The 15,417-nt window shown below is 69.9% G+C and carries 14 protein-coding genes; 11 read left to right on the forward strand and 3 right to left on the reverse strand.

Going from position 1 to position 15,417, the window contains the following annotated elements; genetic code table 11:
• Positions 1-18: 18 nt before the first annotated feature.
• From VF329_02635 to VF329_02655, 5 genes are all read left to right on the forward strand, one after another.
• A complete protein-coding gene (locus VF329_02635; GenBank protein HEX7079894.1) occupies positions 19-507 on the forward strand; it encodes a DUF4381 domain-containing protein in 489 nt (162 codons plus the stop codon).
• Positions 508-511: 4 nt separating this feature from the next.
• On the forward strand, positions 512-1,543 hold the full coding sequence (locus VF329_02640; GenBank protein HEX7079895.1) for a VWA domain-containing protein: 1,032 nt from the start codon (positions 512-514) through the stop codon (positions 1,541-1,543).
• Positions 1,536-3,455, forward strand: coding sequence for a VWA domain-containing protein (locus VF329_02645; GenBank protein ID HEX7079896.1), 1,920 nt, complete (start codon positions 1,536-1,538; stop codon positions 3,453-3,455). Before VF329_02640 ends, VF329_02645 begins: the two co-directional genes overlap by 8 nt.
• Positions 3,449-5,107 carry a BatD family protein gene (locus VF329_02650; protein HEX7079897.1) on the forward strand — a complete coding sequence of 553 codons (1,659 nt, stop codon included), beginning with the start codon at positions 3,449-3,451 and terminating at the stop codon, positions 5,105-5,107. Before VF329_02645 ends, VF329_02650 begins: the two co-directional genes overlap by 7 nt.
• Positions 5,108-5,300: 193 nt before the next feature.
• The gene (locus VF329_02655) at positions 5,301-6,524 is read left to right on the forward strand and encodes a diguanylate cyclase (protein HEX7079898.1); all 1,224 of its coding nucleotides are present in this window, start codon (positions 5,301-5,303) and stop codon (positions 6,522-6,524) included.
• A gap of 14 nt (positions 6,525-6,538) precedes the next feature.
• Here VF329_02655 and VF329_02660 read toward each other — a convergent pair whose 3' ends face one another.
• A complete protein-coding gene (locus VF329_02660) occupies positions 6,539-6,958 on the reverse strand; it encodes a VOC family protein (GenBank protein ID HEX7079899.1) in 420 nt (139 codons plus the stop codon).
• A 97-nt stretch (positions 6,959-7,055) separates the two neighbouring features.
• Between VF329_02660 and VF329_02665 the strand changes: the two genes are divergently transcribed.
• Positions 7,056-7,982, forward strand: a complete 927-nt coding sequence (locus VF329_02665; GenBank protein HEX7079900.1) for a hypothetical protein — start codon at positions 7,056-7,058, stop codon at positions 7,980-7,982.
• 76 nt (positions 7,983-8,058) lie between these two features.
• Here VF329_02665 and VF329_02670 read toward each other — a convergent pair whose 3' ends face one another.
• Positions 8,059-9,501 (reverse strand): OmpA family protein, encoded by a 1,443-nt coding sequence (locus VF329_02670; protein HEX7079901.1) that lies wholly within the window; start codon positions 9,499-9,501, stop codon positions 8,059-8,061.
• A gap of 147 nt (positions 9,502-9,648) precedes the next feature.
• Between VF329_02670 and VF329_02675 the strand changes: the two genes are divergently transcribed.
• Positions 9,649-9,849, forward strand: coding sequence for a hypothetical protein (locus VF329_02675; protein HEX7079902.1), 201 nt, complete (start codon positions 9,649-9,651; stop codon positions 9,847-9,849).
• An 81-nt stretch (positions 9,850-9,930) separates the two neighbouring features.
• On the opposite strand, the gene greB is transcribed toward VF329_02675, so the two are convergent.
• Positions 9,931-10,446 (reverse strand): transcription elongation factor GreB, encoded by a 516-nt coding sequence (gene greB / locus VF329_02680; GenBank protein HEX7079903.1) that lies wholly within the window; start codon positions 10,444-10,446, stop codon positions 9,931-9,933.
• 35 nt (positions 10,447-10,481) lie between these two features.
• Between greB and lipA the strand changes: the two genes are divergently transcribed.
• From lipA to VF329_02700, 4 genes are all read left to right on the forward strand, one after another.
• Positions 10,482-11,495, forward strand: coding sequence for a lipoyl synthase (gene lipA / locus VF329_02685; GenBank protein ID HEX7079904.1), 1,014 nt, complete (start codon positions 10,482-10,484; stop codon positions 11,493-11,495).
• Positions 11,496-11,512: 17 nt separating this feature from the next.
• Positions 11,513-12,493: a protease SohB gene (gene sohB / locus VF329_02690; GenBank protein HEX7079905.1), complete on the forward strand. Its 981-nt coding sequence runs from the start codon at positions 11,513-11,515 to the stop codon at positions 12,491-12,493.
• A 164-nt stretch (positions 12,494-12,657) separates the two neighbouring features.
• On the forward strand, positions 12,658-13,794 hold the full coding sequence (locus tag VF329_02695; GenBank protein HEX7079906.1) for a L,D-transpeptidase family protein: 1,137 nt from the start codon (positions 12,658-12,660) through the stop codon (positions 13,792-13,794).
• Positions 13,795-13,831: 37 nt separating this feature from the next.
• Positions 13,832-15,388, forward strand: a complete 1,557-nt coding sequence (locus tag VF329_02700; protein ID HEX7079907.1) for a hypothetical protein — start codon at positions 13,832-13,834, stop codon at positions 15,386-15,388.
• Positions 15,389-15,417: the final 29 nt, after the last annotated feature.

Genomic DNA, 15,417 nt, shown 5'->3' on the forward strand with positions numbered 1-15,417 from the left:
TTTCGAGGCGACGACGCGATGAATCAGGGCATCGATCCCGCGAGCTTGCCCCTGCGGGACATCCATATGCCGGACCCCGTCTCGTGGTGGCCCCCGGCGCCCGGCTGGTGGCTCCTGATCGCCGCCGCCGCGGCGGCCGTCGGCTATGCCCTGTGGGTCCGCCACCGCTACCGCGGCCGCCGCGTCGCGCTCGCGGCCGTCTCCCGCATCGCGGCCGATCTCGAGCGAGGCGCCGAGCCGGTCGCGTGCTTGCAGACGCTCTCGGTCGTGCTGCGCCGGTTCGCGATCACCGCCGCGCGAGGCGACGGCGGCCTGCCCGGACTGATCGGCGACCGCTGGCTCGAGTACCTCGACGCGCGCTCGCCGGCCGGGGGCTTCGTCCAGGGCGCCGGGCGGAGGCTCGTCGAGGCGCCGTACGCGCCCGCGGGAAGCGTCGGCCGGGCCGAGGCGCTCGAGCTCACGCGGCTGTGCGGCGACTGGATCAAGACGCAACGGCTCGGAGACTGAGGCCGTGTGGACGCTCGCCTGGTGGTGGATGTTGCTCGCGCTGCCCGTGCCGTGGCTCGTCCGGCGCAGGTTGCCGCCGGCCTCGATGGAGCGCGACGTCGCCCTCAAGGCGCCGCCCGGAAGCGCGTTCGCGGATCTCGCCTCCGCGCGACTCTCGGGACGGGGTCCGACGCGTCGTCTGGCGCTGCTGTGGATCGTCTGGACGCTCGCGGTCGTCGCCGCGGCGCGCCCGCAGTTCGTCGGCGATCCCGTGGCCGTGCCGATGACCGGCCGCGACCTCCTGATGGCCGTCGATCTCTCCGGCAGCATGGAGGAGCAGGACTTCCAGCTCGACGGCCAGTGGGTGGACCGCCTCGCGGCCACGAAGGCAGTGGCCGACGACTTCATCGAGCGACGCATCGGCGACCGCATCGGCCTGATCCTGTTCGGCCGTGAGGCCTACCTGCAGACGCCGCTGACGTTCGATCGGGCGACGGTGCGCACGCTGCTCGACGAGGCGGTGATCGGCCTCGCCGGCAAAGAGACCGCGATCGGCGACGCCATCGGGCTCGCGATTCGGACCTTCGACGATGCGGGAATCGAAGAAGGCCGCCGCGTGCTGATCCTGCTGACCGACGGCGCGAACACCGCCGGGGCGGTCGATCCGCTGAAGGCCGCGGAGCTCGCGGCGCAGCGCGGGGTCGTGATCTACACCGTCGGCATCGGCGCCGACGCGCTGACTGTTCGGTCGCTGTTCGGCCTGCGGCAGATCAATCCGTCCGCCGACCTCGACGAGAAGACGCTGACCGCGATCGCGAACATGACCGGCGGGCGGTATTTCCGCGCGCGCGACACCGAGGAGTTCGCCGAGATCTACGAAATTCTCGACGCGCTCGAGCCCGCCGAATCCGAGGCCGACGGCTTCCGCCCGGTGAAGGAGCTTTTCTTCTGGCCGCTTGCGCTCGCCGCCGTGATCGCGCTCGGGGCGGCGTCGGCGGAAGCGCTTTTCGCCGCGCGGTGGCGCTTCGGTACGGGCAGCGAGGCCGCCCATGGCTGACTTTCATTTCTTGAGGCCGTGGTGGCTCGCCGCGCTGCCGTGCGGAGTGCTGCTGGTGCTCTACTTGTTCCGCATGCAGGCGAACGGGGGCGGCTGGCGCAATGTCGTCGACCGCGTGCTTCAGCCGCTCGTGCTCAGCACCGGAGACGCGTACACGGGCCGCCGCTGGCCGCTCGCCGCGGCCGTTGCCGCGTGGATTCTGGCTTCGCTCGCGCTCGCGGGGCCGACGTGGGAGCGCGTGCCGGTGCCGGCGTTTCGCTCCGACGAGGCGCTCGTCGTCGCGCTCGATCTGTCGAGCTCGATGGATGCGGCGGATCTCCCGCCGAGCCGGCTGGCGCGCGCGAAGCTGAAGCTCTTGTCGCTGCTCGAGCGGCGCCGCGGCGGCCAGACCGGCCTCGTCGTGTTTTCCGCGCACGCCTTCACGGTCACGCCGCTGACGACGGACACCGACACGATCAGCGCGCTCGTCGGCGCGCTCTCGAGCGACATCATGCCGAGCCGCGGGAGCTACATCGAAGCGGGGCTCGAGAAGGCCGCGGAGCTGCTCCGCCAGGCGAACGCGACCGACGGCCGCATCCTGGTCATGACCGACGCCGTGCCGTCGGATGGTGCGTTCGAGGCTGCAAAGAACCTCGCGTCGGAAGGCATCGAGATCAACGTGCTCGCCATCGGCACCGAGGACGGCGCGCCGATCCCGCTGCGGGAAGGCGGCTTTTTGACCGACCGCGCGGGCAACGTCGTCGTGCCGAAGCTCGACCCCGGCGCGCTCGCGCGCCTGGCCGACGCGGGCGGCGGGCGCTTCTCGCGGCTCACGGCGAGCGATGCCGACCTCGATCGGCTCGCGCCGCCGCAGGCCGCCGGGAACATCGACCGCTCCACCGACGACGACGCAGAGCTCGCCGAAGCATGGCGCGACGCAGGCCCCGTGCTCGCCGTGCTGCTGCTGCCGCTCCTTGCGCTCGGCTTTCGCCGCGGGATCATCGCGGCGTGCTGCATCGCGCTGTTCTTGCCGATGCCGCAGGCCGAAGCTCAGGACGCTTCCGCGGCCCCGGACGGCGGCGTCGCGTCGGCCGAGGCGCCGTCGTGGCGCGACCGCTGGCTCTCGCTGTGGCAGCGGCCGGACCAGCTCGGCGAGGACGCAATGGCGGAGCAGCGGCCCGCGCGCGCGGCGCGGCTGTTCGAGGATCCGGAATGGCGCGCCGCGGCGCAGTATCGGGCGGGGCAATTCGCCGAAAGCGCCGCGTCACTCGCCGGGATCGACACGGCCGACGCGCAGTACAACCGAGGCAACGCGCTCGCTCGCGCCGGCAAGATCGAGGAGGCGATCGCGGCCTACGACCGTGCGCTCGAGCTCGAGCCGGGGCACGAGGATGCGCGCTTCAACCGGGATCTCCTGCAGGACCTCCTCGACCGCAACCCGTCCCCACAGTCGCAGTTCTCGTCGACGGGCAACGAGCAGAGCGAGCAGCAAAGCCCGACGGAGCCGTCGGGCGGCCAGCCCGAAAGCTCGGAGGAGGGCGAGGCCGGCGACGCCGGTCAGGAGCAGCGCCAAGCGCAAGCGTCGTCGACCCCGGGGCAGACGCCGCAGGACGAGAGCGGGCAGGGCTCGGACGAGGAGACCACTGCGGATTCGCAGACCGAGCGCGGCGTCGGCGACGGCGAGCGGCGGGAGTCGGACGGCGAGCCCGAGGACGCCGAGGCCCTGCAGGCGGCCGAAGCGGAAGCCGGCGCGCCGGGCGCCGACGACGTCGAGCAGTGGGCGTCGGATCAGGCGGCCGAGCAGTGGCTGCGGCGGATCAAGCAGGATCCGGGCGGCCTGCTGCGCCGCAAGTTCCTCTATCAGTATCGACGTCTCGGGGTGGACCAGGACGGCAACCCGGTGTGGCCCGGCGACGAGGCCGAGCCATGGTGACGCGTCTCGTTCTCGCGCTGGGGCTGTGGCTCTCGGCCGCCGTGCTCGCGTCCGCGCAGGACGTCGCCGTGACCGCGAGCGTCGACCGTGCGATGCCGCGCGTGAACGAGTCGTTCACGTACATCCTCCGCGCCGAAGGGCGCGTTCGCGGCGAGCCGAACGTCGCGCCGCTCGAGCAGCTCTTCGAGATCCTGCATTCGTCGCAGAGCACGCAAATTCAGATCGTGAACGGCCAGGCCGAGCAGGTCGCCGAGTGGATCTTTCAGCTGATGCCGCGCAACCCCGGGAAGACGCTGATCCCGCCGATCGAGGTCGCCGGCCGATTCTCGAATCCGGTCGAGATCGAGATTCTTCCTGCGCTCGCGGACACCGGCGTGCCGGACGACATCTTTCTCGAGGTCGACGTGGATCCGGAGACGGCCTACGTGCAGTCGGAGGTCGTCTACACGCTGCGCCTCTTCGTCGGCGTCGCGACCGGGCGCGCGGCGATCACGCCGCCCGAGGTGACCGGCGGCGAGGCGATCGTCGAGCGGCTCGGCGAGGACCGGCGATACCGCGCGACGCGCGGCGGCCGCGACTTCGAGGTCAACGAGCGCCGCTACGCGATCTTTCCGCAGCAACCGGGCAAATTGACGATCGGCCCTGCGACGTTCGAGGCGATGGTGATCCCGAGCCGCGGCTTCTCGCGTGTGCAGCGCTACCGCTCGGAGCCGGTCGAGGTCGAAGTGCGGCCGGCCGTGCCGCCGCCGCCGTCGCATCCGAACGCGGTGTGGCTCCCCGCGAAGCGCGTCGAGCTGCACGAGATGTGGAGCGACGATCCGCCCGAGCTCATGGTCGGCGTTCCCGCGACGCGCACGCTCACGATCGAAGCCGTCGGCCTGCTCGAGACGCAGCTTCCCGAGATCGAGATGGCCCGGACGGATGGGGTGCGCCAGTACGCCGATCAGCCCGAGCTCGAGCGCAACGTGACGCCCGACGGCCTCGTCGCCACGCGCACCGAGCGCTACGCGGTGCTGCCGCAGAGGTCGGGCGAGGCGGAGCTGCCGGGGGTCGAGCTCCCGTGGTTCAACGTCGAGACGGGGCGCTGGGAGGTCGCGAGTCTCCCGCCGCGCTCGGTCGTGATCGCGCCCGGCGCGCCGACGCCGACCCCGGAGCCGCAGGTCGAAGCGCCGCGCGACGCGCCCCCGGCGGCGGCGCCGGCGCCGAGCGCGGGAGCGTGGCCGGCGCTGTCCGCGCTGCTCGGCGCCGGCTGGCTCGCGACGCTCCTTTTGTGGTGGCGGAGCGGTCGGGCGCCTCGCGCCGCGGTTCCGGCCGCGGAAGAGCCGCCGCGCCGACCCGCCAATCGCCGCCTGCTGCGGCAGCTGCGCGCGGCTTGCGAGCGCGGTGACACCGCCGAAGCCGGCCGGACGTTGCTCGAGTGGGCCGCGGCGCGGTTCGCATCCGCGCCGCCGCGGACGCTGGGGGCGCTGGCCGAGCGCCTGCCTCCCGCGGTCGCGATCGAGGTCCGCGAGCTCGAAGCCGCGCTCTACGGCCCCGAGCGCGAGCGCTGGGACGGGGCGGGCCTTGCCGCATCGCTCGGCGAGATCGACGCCGCGGCCCGTTCCGACGGCGAGTCGCCTCGGGACGACGGCCTGCGCCCGCTCTATCGTTGAGCCGCCCCCGCTCCCGGTGCGCACCCGGCCGCGCCCGGACGGGACCCGCCCCGATTATTGGGAATCGGGTCCCAAAACGGAGCCGCGGAACGCACTGCCGGCGCGGGTCCCGGCGGAGTGTGATCTGCGTAAGGGAATCCCGCGTGACTTTGGTCGCATTCTGCCGGCTTCCTTTATCGAACCGATCCACGCGATGGACCTACCCGCCCTCGACCGCGCGAACGTCAGGTCGCCGTATGCGGAGCAGTTGAACGCCGGTTTTCGCCGCCTCCGCTTTCACGGCCCCCTGGAGAAGGAGTTCCGCGAGTTCTATCTCGCGCAGAACTTGCCGCGAGGCCGGCTCGCGATGCTGATCGCGCTGCTCCCGCTCTTCGCGGTCACCGTCCTCGCGTCCATGCTCGAGCCGTCCGCAGCCACGCCTCACATGAATCGGCTGCGGCTCTTCGTGCTGTTTCCGCTCCTCCTCGGCACCGTGATCTCGATGCACCTCGAGATCGCGAAGCGCTGGTACACCGAGCTTGCGGCCACGAGCATCACGCTGGCCGGCATCGTCGTCACCTACATCTGTCACGTTGCCGCGCTGAATGGCGCGTCGTATTTGCTGAGCGGCCAGGTGCTCGTGATCCTTTACGCGTGCCTGTTCCTCGGCCTGCTCTTCGACGTCGCCACCGTCGTCGGCGGCGTGCTCGTCGTGTGGCACATCGTCATCGGCCTGATCGTCGACTTGCCGGTCGAGCAGCTCTGGTACTCGTGCGCAATTCTCGGCACGGCCGCCGCGACGGCGTCGATCACGACGTACAAGCTCGAGCACGCGATCCGCACGAACTTCCTCGAGACGCGCCTGCTGCACGACCTCGCCGAGCGGGACGGCATGACCGGTCTCTACAACCGACGGATTTTCGACGACCACGCGAAGCGGGTGTGGCGCCAATCGCGGCGGGAAGAGCAAACGCTTGCGATCGTGTTCGTCGATATCGACGACTTCAAGGTCTACAACGACCTCTACGGCCATCAGGCCGGAGACGACTGCCTGAAGAAGGTGGCTGCGACGATCGCGCGCTCCGCGAAGCGGCCGTTCGACTTCACGGCACGATACGGCGGCGAGGAATTCGTCGTGCTGCTGTACGGGCCGCCGAGCGACTACGCGCGCTCGATGCCGGAGCGAATTCGCCAAGACGTCGCCGCGCTCGCGATCCCGCACGAAGGGTCTCGCGCGGCCGACGTCGTCACGGTCAGCGTCGGCGTCGCGCTCGCCGGTCCCGGCTCGGCGCGCAGCCTCGCCGGAGCGATCCAAGTGGCGGACGAGGCGCTCTACGAGGCCAAGAAGGCCGGGCGCAACCGCGTCGTCTTCAAGACGACGGACGACTGGGAGGTCGAGACCGGCAACTTCCGGACGCTGTTTCGCAGGCCGGCGTGATCACGCGCGGGCGCTCACCACTTGCCGACGTTCGGCATCGAGCGCCACGGCTCCTCGAGCGGCTTCGGTGAGCCCTTCTGCAAGAGCTCGATCGAAATGTTGTCCGGCGAGCGCACGAATGCCATGCGTCCGTCGCGCGGCGGCCGGTTGATCGTGACGCCTGCTTCCATCAGACGACGGCACGTGGCGTAGATGTCGTCGACCTCGTAGGCGATGTGGCCGAAGTTACGCCCCTCGCCGTACTCCTCCGGATCCCAGTTGTAAGTCAGCTCGAGCGCGCAATCTTCCTGACCTTCCGCAGCGAGAAACACGAGCGTGAACCGGCCCGCCTCGTGCTCGGAGCGGCGCAGCTCCTTCAGCCCGAGCTTGCGGCAATAGAAATCGAGCGACTCCTCGAGGTTGCTGACCCGCACCATTGTATGGAGATAACGCAACACCTATCCTCCGCTGCGGCGCGCGCGGCGCACCGCTCATTGTGACGACGTTTGCGTCGAATATACCCTCACGGTACGTCCGTTCGAAGCGTTCCAGTTGACGGCTCCACGCATCATCTTCGTGCCGGGCATGAAGCCGAAGCCTCCGCCCGGGCCGCACAAGCGCGAGCTGCTGCGCACGCTCGTCGCGGGCCTCGCATGGGAGCGGCCGGACGCGGCCCGGCGGCTTCGGGCGAGCCCGGACGTTTTCACGCTCGTGCCGTGGACCTATCGGTTCTATCACCGCTACCGCGACGTGGCGCTCGACATCCCCGGCATCGATCGAATTCTTCAGCAGCCCGACCCCAGCGAGGAGGATCGGCGCGAGATCGACTCCGCGGCGCGCCGGGTGCGCCGCCTCTGGCACCTCGTCGGGGATGCGCTCCCGTTCCTCGGACGGCTGATCGCGCGGCCGGAGCTGCGTCTGACGATGACCGAGGTGCATCGCTACTTCAGCGACGAGCACGGCTTCGCGAGCGAAATACGCGGCTTGCTCAAGGCCGCGCTGCTCGAGGCGTGGTCGGCGGACGAGAGAGTGCTGCTGATCGGCCACAGCCTGGGCTCGGTCATCGCGTACGACACGCTATGGGAGCTGACGCGCGAGATCGGCCGCGAGAGCCGCGTGGAGCTCTTCATGACGCTCGGAAGCCCGCTCGCCACGCATTTCATTCGCCGGTTGCTGCGCGGCAGCGGCCAGGAGGGCGAAGCGCGCTATCCGGGGAACATCGTCCGCTGGGCCAACTTCGCCGCGAAGGGCGAGCTCACGGCGCTGCGTCCGATCGGGCCCTACTTCGCGCCGATGCTCGAGCTCGGCCTGATCGAGTCGATCGAGGACCACACCGATCTCTACAATCACTTTCGCGGCGACATCGGGCTCAACGTGCACAAGTCGTACGGCTATCTCGCGAACCGGCTCGTCGCCGAGCGGATCGGCGATTGGCTTCTCGGCGCCGAGGTCGAGCGGGCCGAGCAGGCGGCGTCGTGACCGCGCGGGGCCGACGGACCGGAGGCTCGATGGGGCTTCGATCGCGCGCCGCGCTCGGACTACGCGGCGCCGCGCGTCATTCGATCTGCGGCTCGATGCGGATGTCGATGCGGCGGTTGCGCTCGCGGCCCTGCTCGGTCTCGTTGTTCGCGATCGGGCGCGTTTCGCCGTAGCCGACCGCGCTGATGCGGAACGCCGGCACGCCGATCTCGTTCGTCAGATAGGTGCTCACGGCCTCCGCGCGACGGCGCGACAGCGCCATGTTCGATTCGTCGCCTCCGTACGAATCCGTGTGGCCTTCGATGATCACTTGCGAGTTCGGGAACACGGCGATCGCGCGCCGTACTTTGTCGAGAAGCTCGCGGTGCGAGTCGTCGATCTCCGCCCGGCCGCTCGCGAAAGTGAGCCCGACCATGCGCAGCACGATGTCGTTGCCTTCCCGGGAGACGCGCGCCTCATCGCGCGTGAAGAGGTTCTCGATGGTCGCGAACTGCTCGCGGACGCGCTCCTCGGCCTCGAGGCGCTGGATCAGCGCGATGCGCTCCTGAGAGACGCCGCCGAGCTGCTCGTCGAGCTGGCGAATCTCCTCCTCGAGCTCGGCGATGCGCGTGCGGCTGTTCTCGAGATCGAGAGAAGCCTCGCGGGCCTGCTCGCGCAGCTCCTCGATGTACGCCACGAGCTCGTCGGCAACGGCCTGCGTGCCCCGATCGAGCGCGGGCACCTTGTCAGCCGCCGCGGCGATCTGCGTGAGAGGCTCCTCGTACGCCAGGATGATGTCCTCCTCCTCCCAGTCCTCCTCGCGAATCATGCGGATGCGATCGGCCAAATGGATCGCGTGGCGGGCTTCGTAGTTCGCCTGCTGCGCGAGGCTGCGCGGCAGGTCGGTATCGTAGCGGTTCTCGTTGAGCTCGCGCTCGGCGCGCGCGAGCAGCTCCTCCGCGCGCGCGAATGTCCGCGGCGCGTAGCGGGGCACGCGCGCTTGCTCGGCCTGCAAGAGGAGCGCCCGCGTCTGGCTGAGATATTGCGCCTTGATCGCCGTGAGCTCCGCGTCCCGGTACACGGTCTCGGCCTCGTCGGCGCGGCTGCGCGCTCCGCGGATATCGCCGTTCTCGAGACGGCGGACCGCCGCGTTGAACGTCTCCTCGGCCTGCATCCACATTTCCGCGGCGAACGTGTCGGCGCTCGCGTTCAGCGCATCGTCCCGAGTCTTGATCAGCGACGCCAACGTGATCTTCGCGATCTCGGCGGCTTCCACGGCCTCGTTGAAGGCCGTGGTCGCGTCCTCGAGCTCGTTCCGGATCCGCTCCATGTTCCGACCGCGTGCCAGATCTTCCTCGGCGCGCATGTACGCCTCCGCGCCGCGCTCGAAAGCCTGCGGGGCCAAGAGCTCCGCTTCGGCGGCGCCGGCCGCCTCACGTGCGGCGTCGGCTTCGGCGAACAGCGTGGCGCGCAGATCCTGCTGTGCAACGGCATGGCAAGAGAGAGCCGCGGCGAACACGAGAGCGATGAATCTTTTCATGCTGTAGAGCTCATGGGCGAACGATGCACGCCCTTAATGAAGCGGTGCTGAAAATATGTCAACCCCGATGCATCACGAAAAAGCTCGCGACGATATTGTGCGGCCAATCACAGACGCCGGGCGGGCCGTGCATTAGAGTGCCTTCGCATGGGCGTCAAGTACTACACGCACTTCGTTCTGACGGGCTCCGCCCTCGAAGGCGCGGAGCAGGAGTTCAGCGGGGTCGTGGAGCTCAATCAGCCTACGGAGCAGCGCTACGGCGTCAAGGACATCGAAGCTCTGCTCGCACGAAACTTCGATCTGCGATCGCAGGACGTTCGGCTGATCAATTGGGCGCGCCTGCAGTAGCGATTCCTTCATCTGCTTTTTCCCCCTGTAACTCACCCGGCTTCGTGCCGGGTTTTTTTCGGCGAAGGGAATCGCGCCTGCTCATGCGCGGCTCGTCCGCGTCGTGTAACGGACGTCCACGATCGTATAGACCCGCTCGCCCTCGGGCGTGCGCACGGTCACTTCCGCCCCGACCGGCTTCGAGACGACCGCCCGGCCGAGCGGCGAATCGATGCTCACGTAGCGCTCGTCGTCGCCGACCTCGTCCGGCCCGACGATGCGATATTCGCGCACGGCGCCGCTCTCGTCCTCGAGCTCGAGCCATGCGCCGAAGTACACCTTGCCGGGGTCGGCGGGCGGGCTGTCGACGATCTGCATGCCGTCGAGCCGCTTGCGCAGATAGCGCACCCGGCGGTCGATCTCGGCGAGCTGCCGCTTGCCGTAGATGTACTCGGCGTTCTCCGAGCGATCGCCTTGCGCGGCCGCCTCGGCCACGGCTTTCGTGACTGCCGGCCGCTTGCGCTTCCAGAGCTCGTCGAGCTCCTCCCGCAGCTTCGCCGCGCCTTCCGGCGTGATGTACTTCGAGCTCGGCGGGCGGGGCGGGCGATAGCGGCTCATAACACGCTGCCGGCAAACATGAGATACTTGCGGTCGTGCGAAGCGACAAGTCTAGCAGCATCGCGGGCAGTCTCCGCGGCATCCCCGTCGTCGTCACCGGCGCGAAATACCGCACGCCGCAAGGCTTCTCGGCGATCAAGAACGGCGTCAAGGTCCGCGAGGATCGGCACGCGGTTGCATCTCCGGCGAAGCCGCCATGGCTCAGGGCCAGGCTGCCTTCGGGGCCGCGCTACGAGGCCGTGAAGGCCATAGTGCGCGAGCATCGCCTCGCCACCGTCTGCGAGGAGTCGATGTGCCCGAACATCGGCGAGTGCTGGTCGCACGGCACGGCCACGCTGATGGTCATGGGCGCCGTCTGCACGCGCGCGTGCCAGTTTTGCGCCGTCGATACCGGCAACCCGCGCGGCTGGCTCGATCCCGACGAGCCGGAGAACGCCGCGCGCTCCGTCGAGCTGATGGGCCTCCGGTACGTCGTGCTGACCTCGGTCGATCGGGACGACTTGCCCGACGGCGGCGCCGCGCACTATGCGGCATGCGTGCGGGCGATCAAGGCGCGGTGCCCCAACACGGTCGTCGAGGCGCTGACCCCCGATTTCTCGGGCCGCAAGGCGGACGTCGAGACGGTCGTCGATTCCGGGCTCGAGGTGTTTGCCCAGAACGTCGAGACGGTCGAGCGGCTGACGCGCCGCGTTCGCGATCCGCGCGCGGGCTACGGCCAGACGTTGTCCGTGCTCGAGCACGCGAAGCGGTACCGTCCCGACGTGCTGACGAAGACGAGCCTGATGCTCGGTCTCGGGGAGACCGACGACGAGATCCTGCGCACGCTCGACGACCTCGCGGCGATCGGCGTCGACATCGTGACGTTCGGGCAATACCTGCGCCCGACCCCGAACCATCTTCCCGTCGAGCGTTACGTCACGCCCGAGGAGTTCGCCCGATATCGGGAAGCGGGGCTCGCACGCGGATTCCTCGAGGTCGTCTCGGGCCCGCTCGTACGCTCGAGCTACCGAGCCGACCGCGTGTTCGAGCACAACAACGTCGGGCTCTAGAGCCCGGACCGCTCCTGGTGGCCGAGTTCTTCGCGGATTACGCCCTCTTCCTCGCTCAGCTGATCACGATCGCGGTCGTCGTGCTTCTCGGCGCCGCCGCGATCGTCGGAATGACGCGCCGCGGCGCGCGGCCGGAAGGGCTCGAGGTCCGCCACTTGAACCGCGAGCTCGAGGAGCAGGCGGACGTGCTCCGGCGCGCGGTGCATGGCAAGGATCGCTTCAAGAAGCTCGTGAAGGCGCGCGCGAAATCGCGCAAGAAGGAGCGCCGCGATCAGACGCGGCCCGAGCGGCGCCGGGTGTTCGTCATCGATTTCAAGGGCGACCTGCGCGCGACGGCCACGGCGTCGCTGCGCCGGGAAGTGTCCGCGGTCCTCGACGTCGCCACCGAGAACGACTGCGTGCTCGTGCGGCTCGAGAACGCGGGCGGCACCGTCCACGATCACGGTCTCGCCGCGTCGCAGCTCATGCGGATCAAGCGGCGCGGCATTCCGCTCTACGTCTCCGTCGACAAGGTCGCCGCAAGCGGCGGCTACCTGATGGCCTGCGTCGCCGACCGCATCATCGCGGCGCCGTTCGCCGTGATCGGCTCGATCGGCGTGCTCGCGCAGCTGCCGAACTTCAACCGCCTGCTGGAAAGCAAGGGCATCGACTTCGAGCAGATCTCCGCCGGGCGCTACAAGCGCACCTTGACGATGTTCGGCAAGAACACGGAGGAGGGGCGGGAGAAGCTCAAGGAGGAGCTCGCGGAGGTCCACGAGCTCTTCAAGCGGCAGGTTGCGGAGCATCGTCCCCAGGTCGACCTCGAGAGCGTATCGACCGGCGAGCACTGGTACGGCGCCAAGGCCGTGCAGCTCAAGCTCGTCGACGAGATCGCTTCGAGCGACGACTGGCTGCTCGCAGCCGCCAAGGACCGCGATGTGTATCTCGTGACCTACAAGCGCCGGCGGCACCTGCCGGAGCGCCTCCTCGGCAGCGCGGAAAGCCTGTTGTCGCAGTGACCGGCCGGCGCCGTCGCTCACGAGCGACGGCGCGAGCGCGCAAGTCCGGGAATTGCGCGCGCGGCGGCAGTGTGCGCCGCCCGAGGCATTGCGGGCGGAGGCACCTCGCGCAGCCCGGCTGTTCCGAAGGGCGGGAAGATCGGTATACTCGCGGCGCGATGTCGATGATAAGTAAAACGGCGCGCGCGAGCGCCGTCCTCGCCTTCGGCTTGGCCGTCTCGGGCTGCATCTTCGTCGTACCCGCGGAGGAACTCGAAGCCGCGCGCGACCGCGTGCCGGCCGCGCCGGATCCGACCGCGCCGCGTCTCGACGCGCTCGAGACGAGCGTGTTCCCGTCGGTGCCGGCCGACGCCGAGATGGTCGGCGCCGTCCAGGTGCTCTTCACGCGCTACGAGAACACGTTTTCGGCGATCGCGCGCGAGTACGACCTCGGCTACGAGGCGCTGCGCCGCGCGAATCCCGGCGTCGATCATTGGCTGCCGGGCGAAGGCACGCCGGTCTATCTGCCGACCCGCTCGATTCTGCCGGACGCTCCGCGTGACGGCATCGTGATCAACCTGCCGAGCATGCGGCTCTACTACTTCTCGGACCGGCGGGACGAGGAGGGCGGCGAGGTGATGACGGTCACGACGTACCCGATCGGGATCGGCCGGCAAGGCTGGGGGACGCCGGTCGGCACGGCCACCGTCACCGAGAAGGTCGTCGACCCGGTCTGGTACGTGCCGGCCTCCGTGCGCCAGGAGCATGCCGAGCAGGGCGATCCGCTGCCGGCCGTCGTGCCGCCCGGCCCGGAGAATCCGCTCGGTCGCCACGCGATGGCGCTGTCGATGCCCGGGTATCTGATCCACGGCACGAACAAACCCGCCGGCGTCGGGATGCGCGTGAGCCACGGCTGCATTCGGTTGTATCCGGAGGACATCGAGGCGCTGTTCGAGCGCGTCCCCCGCGGCACGCCGGTGCACATCGTCAACCAGCCCGTGCTCGCCGGCTGGAACGACGGCGAGCTCTACCTCGAGGTGCACCGGCCGCTCGACGAGGACGAGCGCGACCTCGCGCGGGAAGCCGACGAGGCGATCGCGGCCGCCCTCCGCCGGTCGGGCCGCGCGGATGTGGAGCTCGACCGCGCCGCGATCGCACGCGTCGTCGCCGAGCAGCGCGGCATACCGTTTCCGATCGGCATGTCCGCAATGCCGTTCGACGAGTACCTCGCAGCGTCGAGGATCGTCGAGAACACGACGCCGCTGCCGCAGTCCGAGACCGCGGCCGCCGCCGACGTGCCCGACGCGCTTCCCGAGGACTGAGCACAATGCTTGCGCGGCCGTCCGCTCCGCCCGTTCGATGGCGGTCGAGCCGATAGCGTTTCCCGCAGAGGGCGGCACGCCCGGAGGCGTACGCCCGCAAGCGATCGGGCTGCCGGAGCTGACGGTCGCGGCGTTCCTCGGCCGCACCGAGCGCGGTCCCGTGGACGAGCCGGTCGCCGTCGAGAGCTTCGACGAGTACCGGCGCGCCTTCGGCGGGCACACGCCGTTCAGCTTCGTCTCGTATGCGGTCGAGCATTTCTTCCTGAACGGCGGCGAACGGGCCGTCGTCGTCCGCCTCGCGAACCGCGCGACACGGGGCGTGATCGAGATTCCGGCCGAAGGCGACGTGATGCGCCTGATGGCGCGCCGGCCGGGCAGCCGCGAATGCTTGCGCGTGTCGATCGACTACGACGGCGTCGAGCAGGATGCTGCACGATTCAATCTGGTCGTGCAGCGGGTCGCGAAACCGGGCTCGCAGCTGGTCGAGGATCAGGAGCTTTACCCGGCGATATCGATCGATCCGGACGACCGCCGCTTCGTCGTCGACGCGCTGCAGGACTCCGAGCTCGTGCGGGTCGTCGGGCCGTTGCCGCGAGCGCGGCCGTCCGCGACGCGCGCGAAGCATCCGGGCCAGCCGATCCCGTATCTCGACATGTCGCGCCCCGGCACCGACGGCGTGGAGCTGACGGACTACGACGTGATCGGGTCGAACGAGGAAGGCACGGGCCTGTTCGCGCTCGACCGCGTCGAGCGCATCGACTTGCTCGCCTTGCCGCCGCCGCCCGGGCGCGATCTCGGCAACACCGCGTTCCTCGCGGCGGAGCGCTATTGTCGCCGGCGCCGCGCGATGCTCGTGTGGGATCCGCCGAGGGCCTGGCGATCGACCGACGCCGCCGTGCTCGGTATCCGCGCGGCCGGCCTCGTGAGCCACAACGTGCTCACCTGCTTTCCGCGACTGCGCCCGCGCGCTCAGTTCGCGCGCTTTCCGGCGGAGATTCCCGCAAGCGGAGCGGTCGCCGGTCTGCTCGCGAGAATGGATCGCGAGAACGGCGGCTGGCCGGCGCACGGCGCCGCTCAGCTCAAGTCGAGCCTCACGACGATCGTCGACGTCGGCGATGGACAAGCCGCACTGCTGCGGCGCTTCGGCGTGAACGCGCTGGTGCGCGCCCGCGGCGGCGGCGTGATGCTCACGGGCAATACGTGCCTCGCTCCGCAGGATGCGGTCGCGACGTTGTCGCGTCGGCTCGACACGCGGCGCGCGACGCTGCGCGTGCTCGGGGCGCTCGAGCGCGGGACGCGCTGGGTGCCGTCCGCGCTCGGCGCGCCCGAGACCATCGTGCAGGTCGAGCAGCAGGCCTACGCTTTCCTGCGCAAGCTGCGCGAGCGCGGTGCGCTGGCCGGCCAGCGCGACGATCAAGCCTTCTTCGTGAGAGCGAGCCGGTCGCGCGCCGACGAGGCGTCGGCTTTGACGCTCCGTTTCGGCTTTGCGCTCTGCACGCCCGGCCAGTTCCAGACCTACGAGATCCTGTACCGCCCGGACGGCGCCGTCACCCACGCGGTCCCGCCCCTCGATACCGAGCAGCTCGCCGGCTGAAGCGGCGCCGCGATTCGCGCGTGCCGCGG

The organism is Gammaproteobacteria bacterium, from assembly GCA_036381015.1.
Classification (GTDB): Bacteria; Pseudomonadota; Gammaproteobacteria; order Steroidobacterales; family Rariloculaceae; genus ZC4RG20.

Coding starts and splice junctions, on each gene's coding strand:
- VF329_02635 (HEX7079894.1), top strand. CDS start 19: ATGAATCAGGGCATCGATCCCGCGAGCTTGCCCCTGCGGGACATCCAT.
- VF329_02645 (HEX7079896.1), top strand. CDS start 1,536: ATGGCTGACTTTCATTTCTTGAGGCCGTGGTGGCTCGCCGCGCTGCCG.
- VF329_02650 (HEX7079897.1), top strand. CDS start 3,449: ATGGTGACGCGTCTCGTTCTCGCGCTGGGGCTGTGGCTCTCGGCCGCC.
- VF329_02655 (HEX7079898.1), top strand. CDS start 5,301: ATGGACCTACCCGCCCTCGACCGCGCGAACGTCAGGTCGCCGTATGCG.
- VF329_02670 (HEX7079901.1), bottom strand. CDS start 9,501: ATGAAAAGATTCATCGCTCTCGTGTTCGCCGCGGCTCTCTCTTGCCAT.
- VF329_02675 (HEX7079902.1), top strand. CDS start 9,649: ATGGGCGTCAAGTACTACACGCACTTCGTTCTGACGGGCTCCGCCCTC.
- greB (HEX7079903.1), bottom strand. CDS start 10,446: ATGAGCCGCTATCGCCCGCCCCGCCCGCCGAGCTCGAAGTACATCACG.
- VF329_02695 (HEX7079906.1), top strand. CDS start 12,658: ATGATAAGTAAAACGGCGCGCGCGAGCGCCGTCCTCGCCTTCGGCTTG.
- VF329_02700 (HEX7079907.1), top strand. CDS start 13,832: ATGGCGGTCGAGCCGATAGCGTTTCCCGCAGAGGGCGGCACGCCCGGA.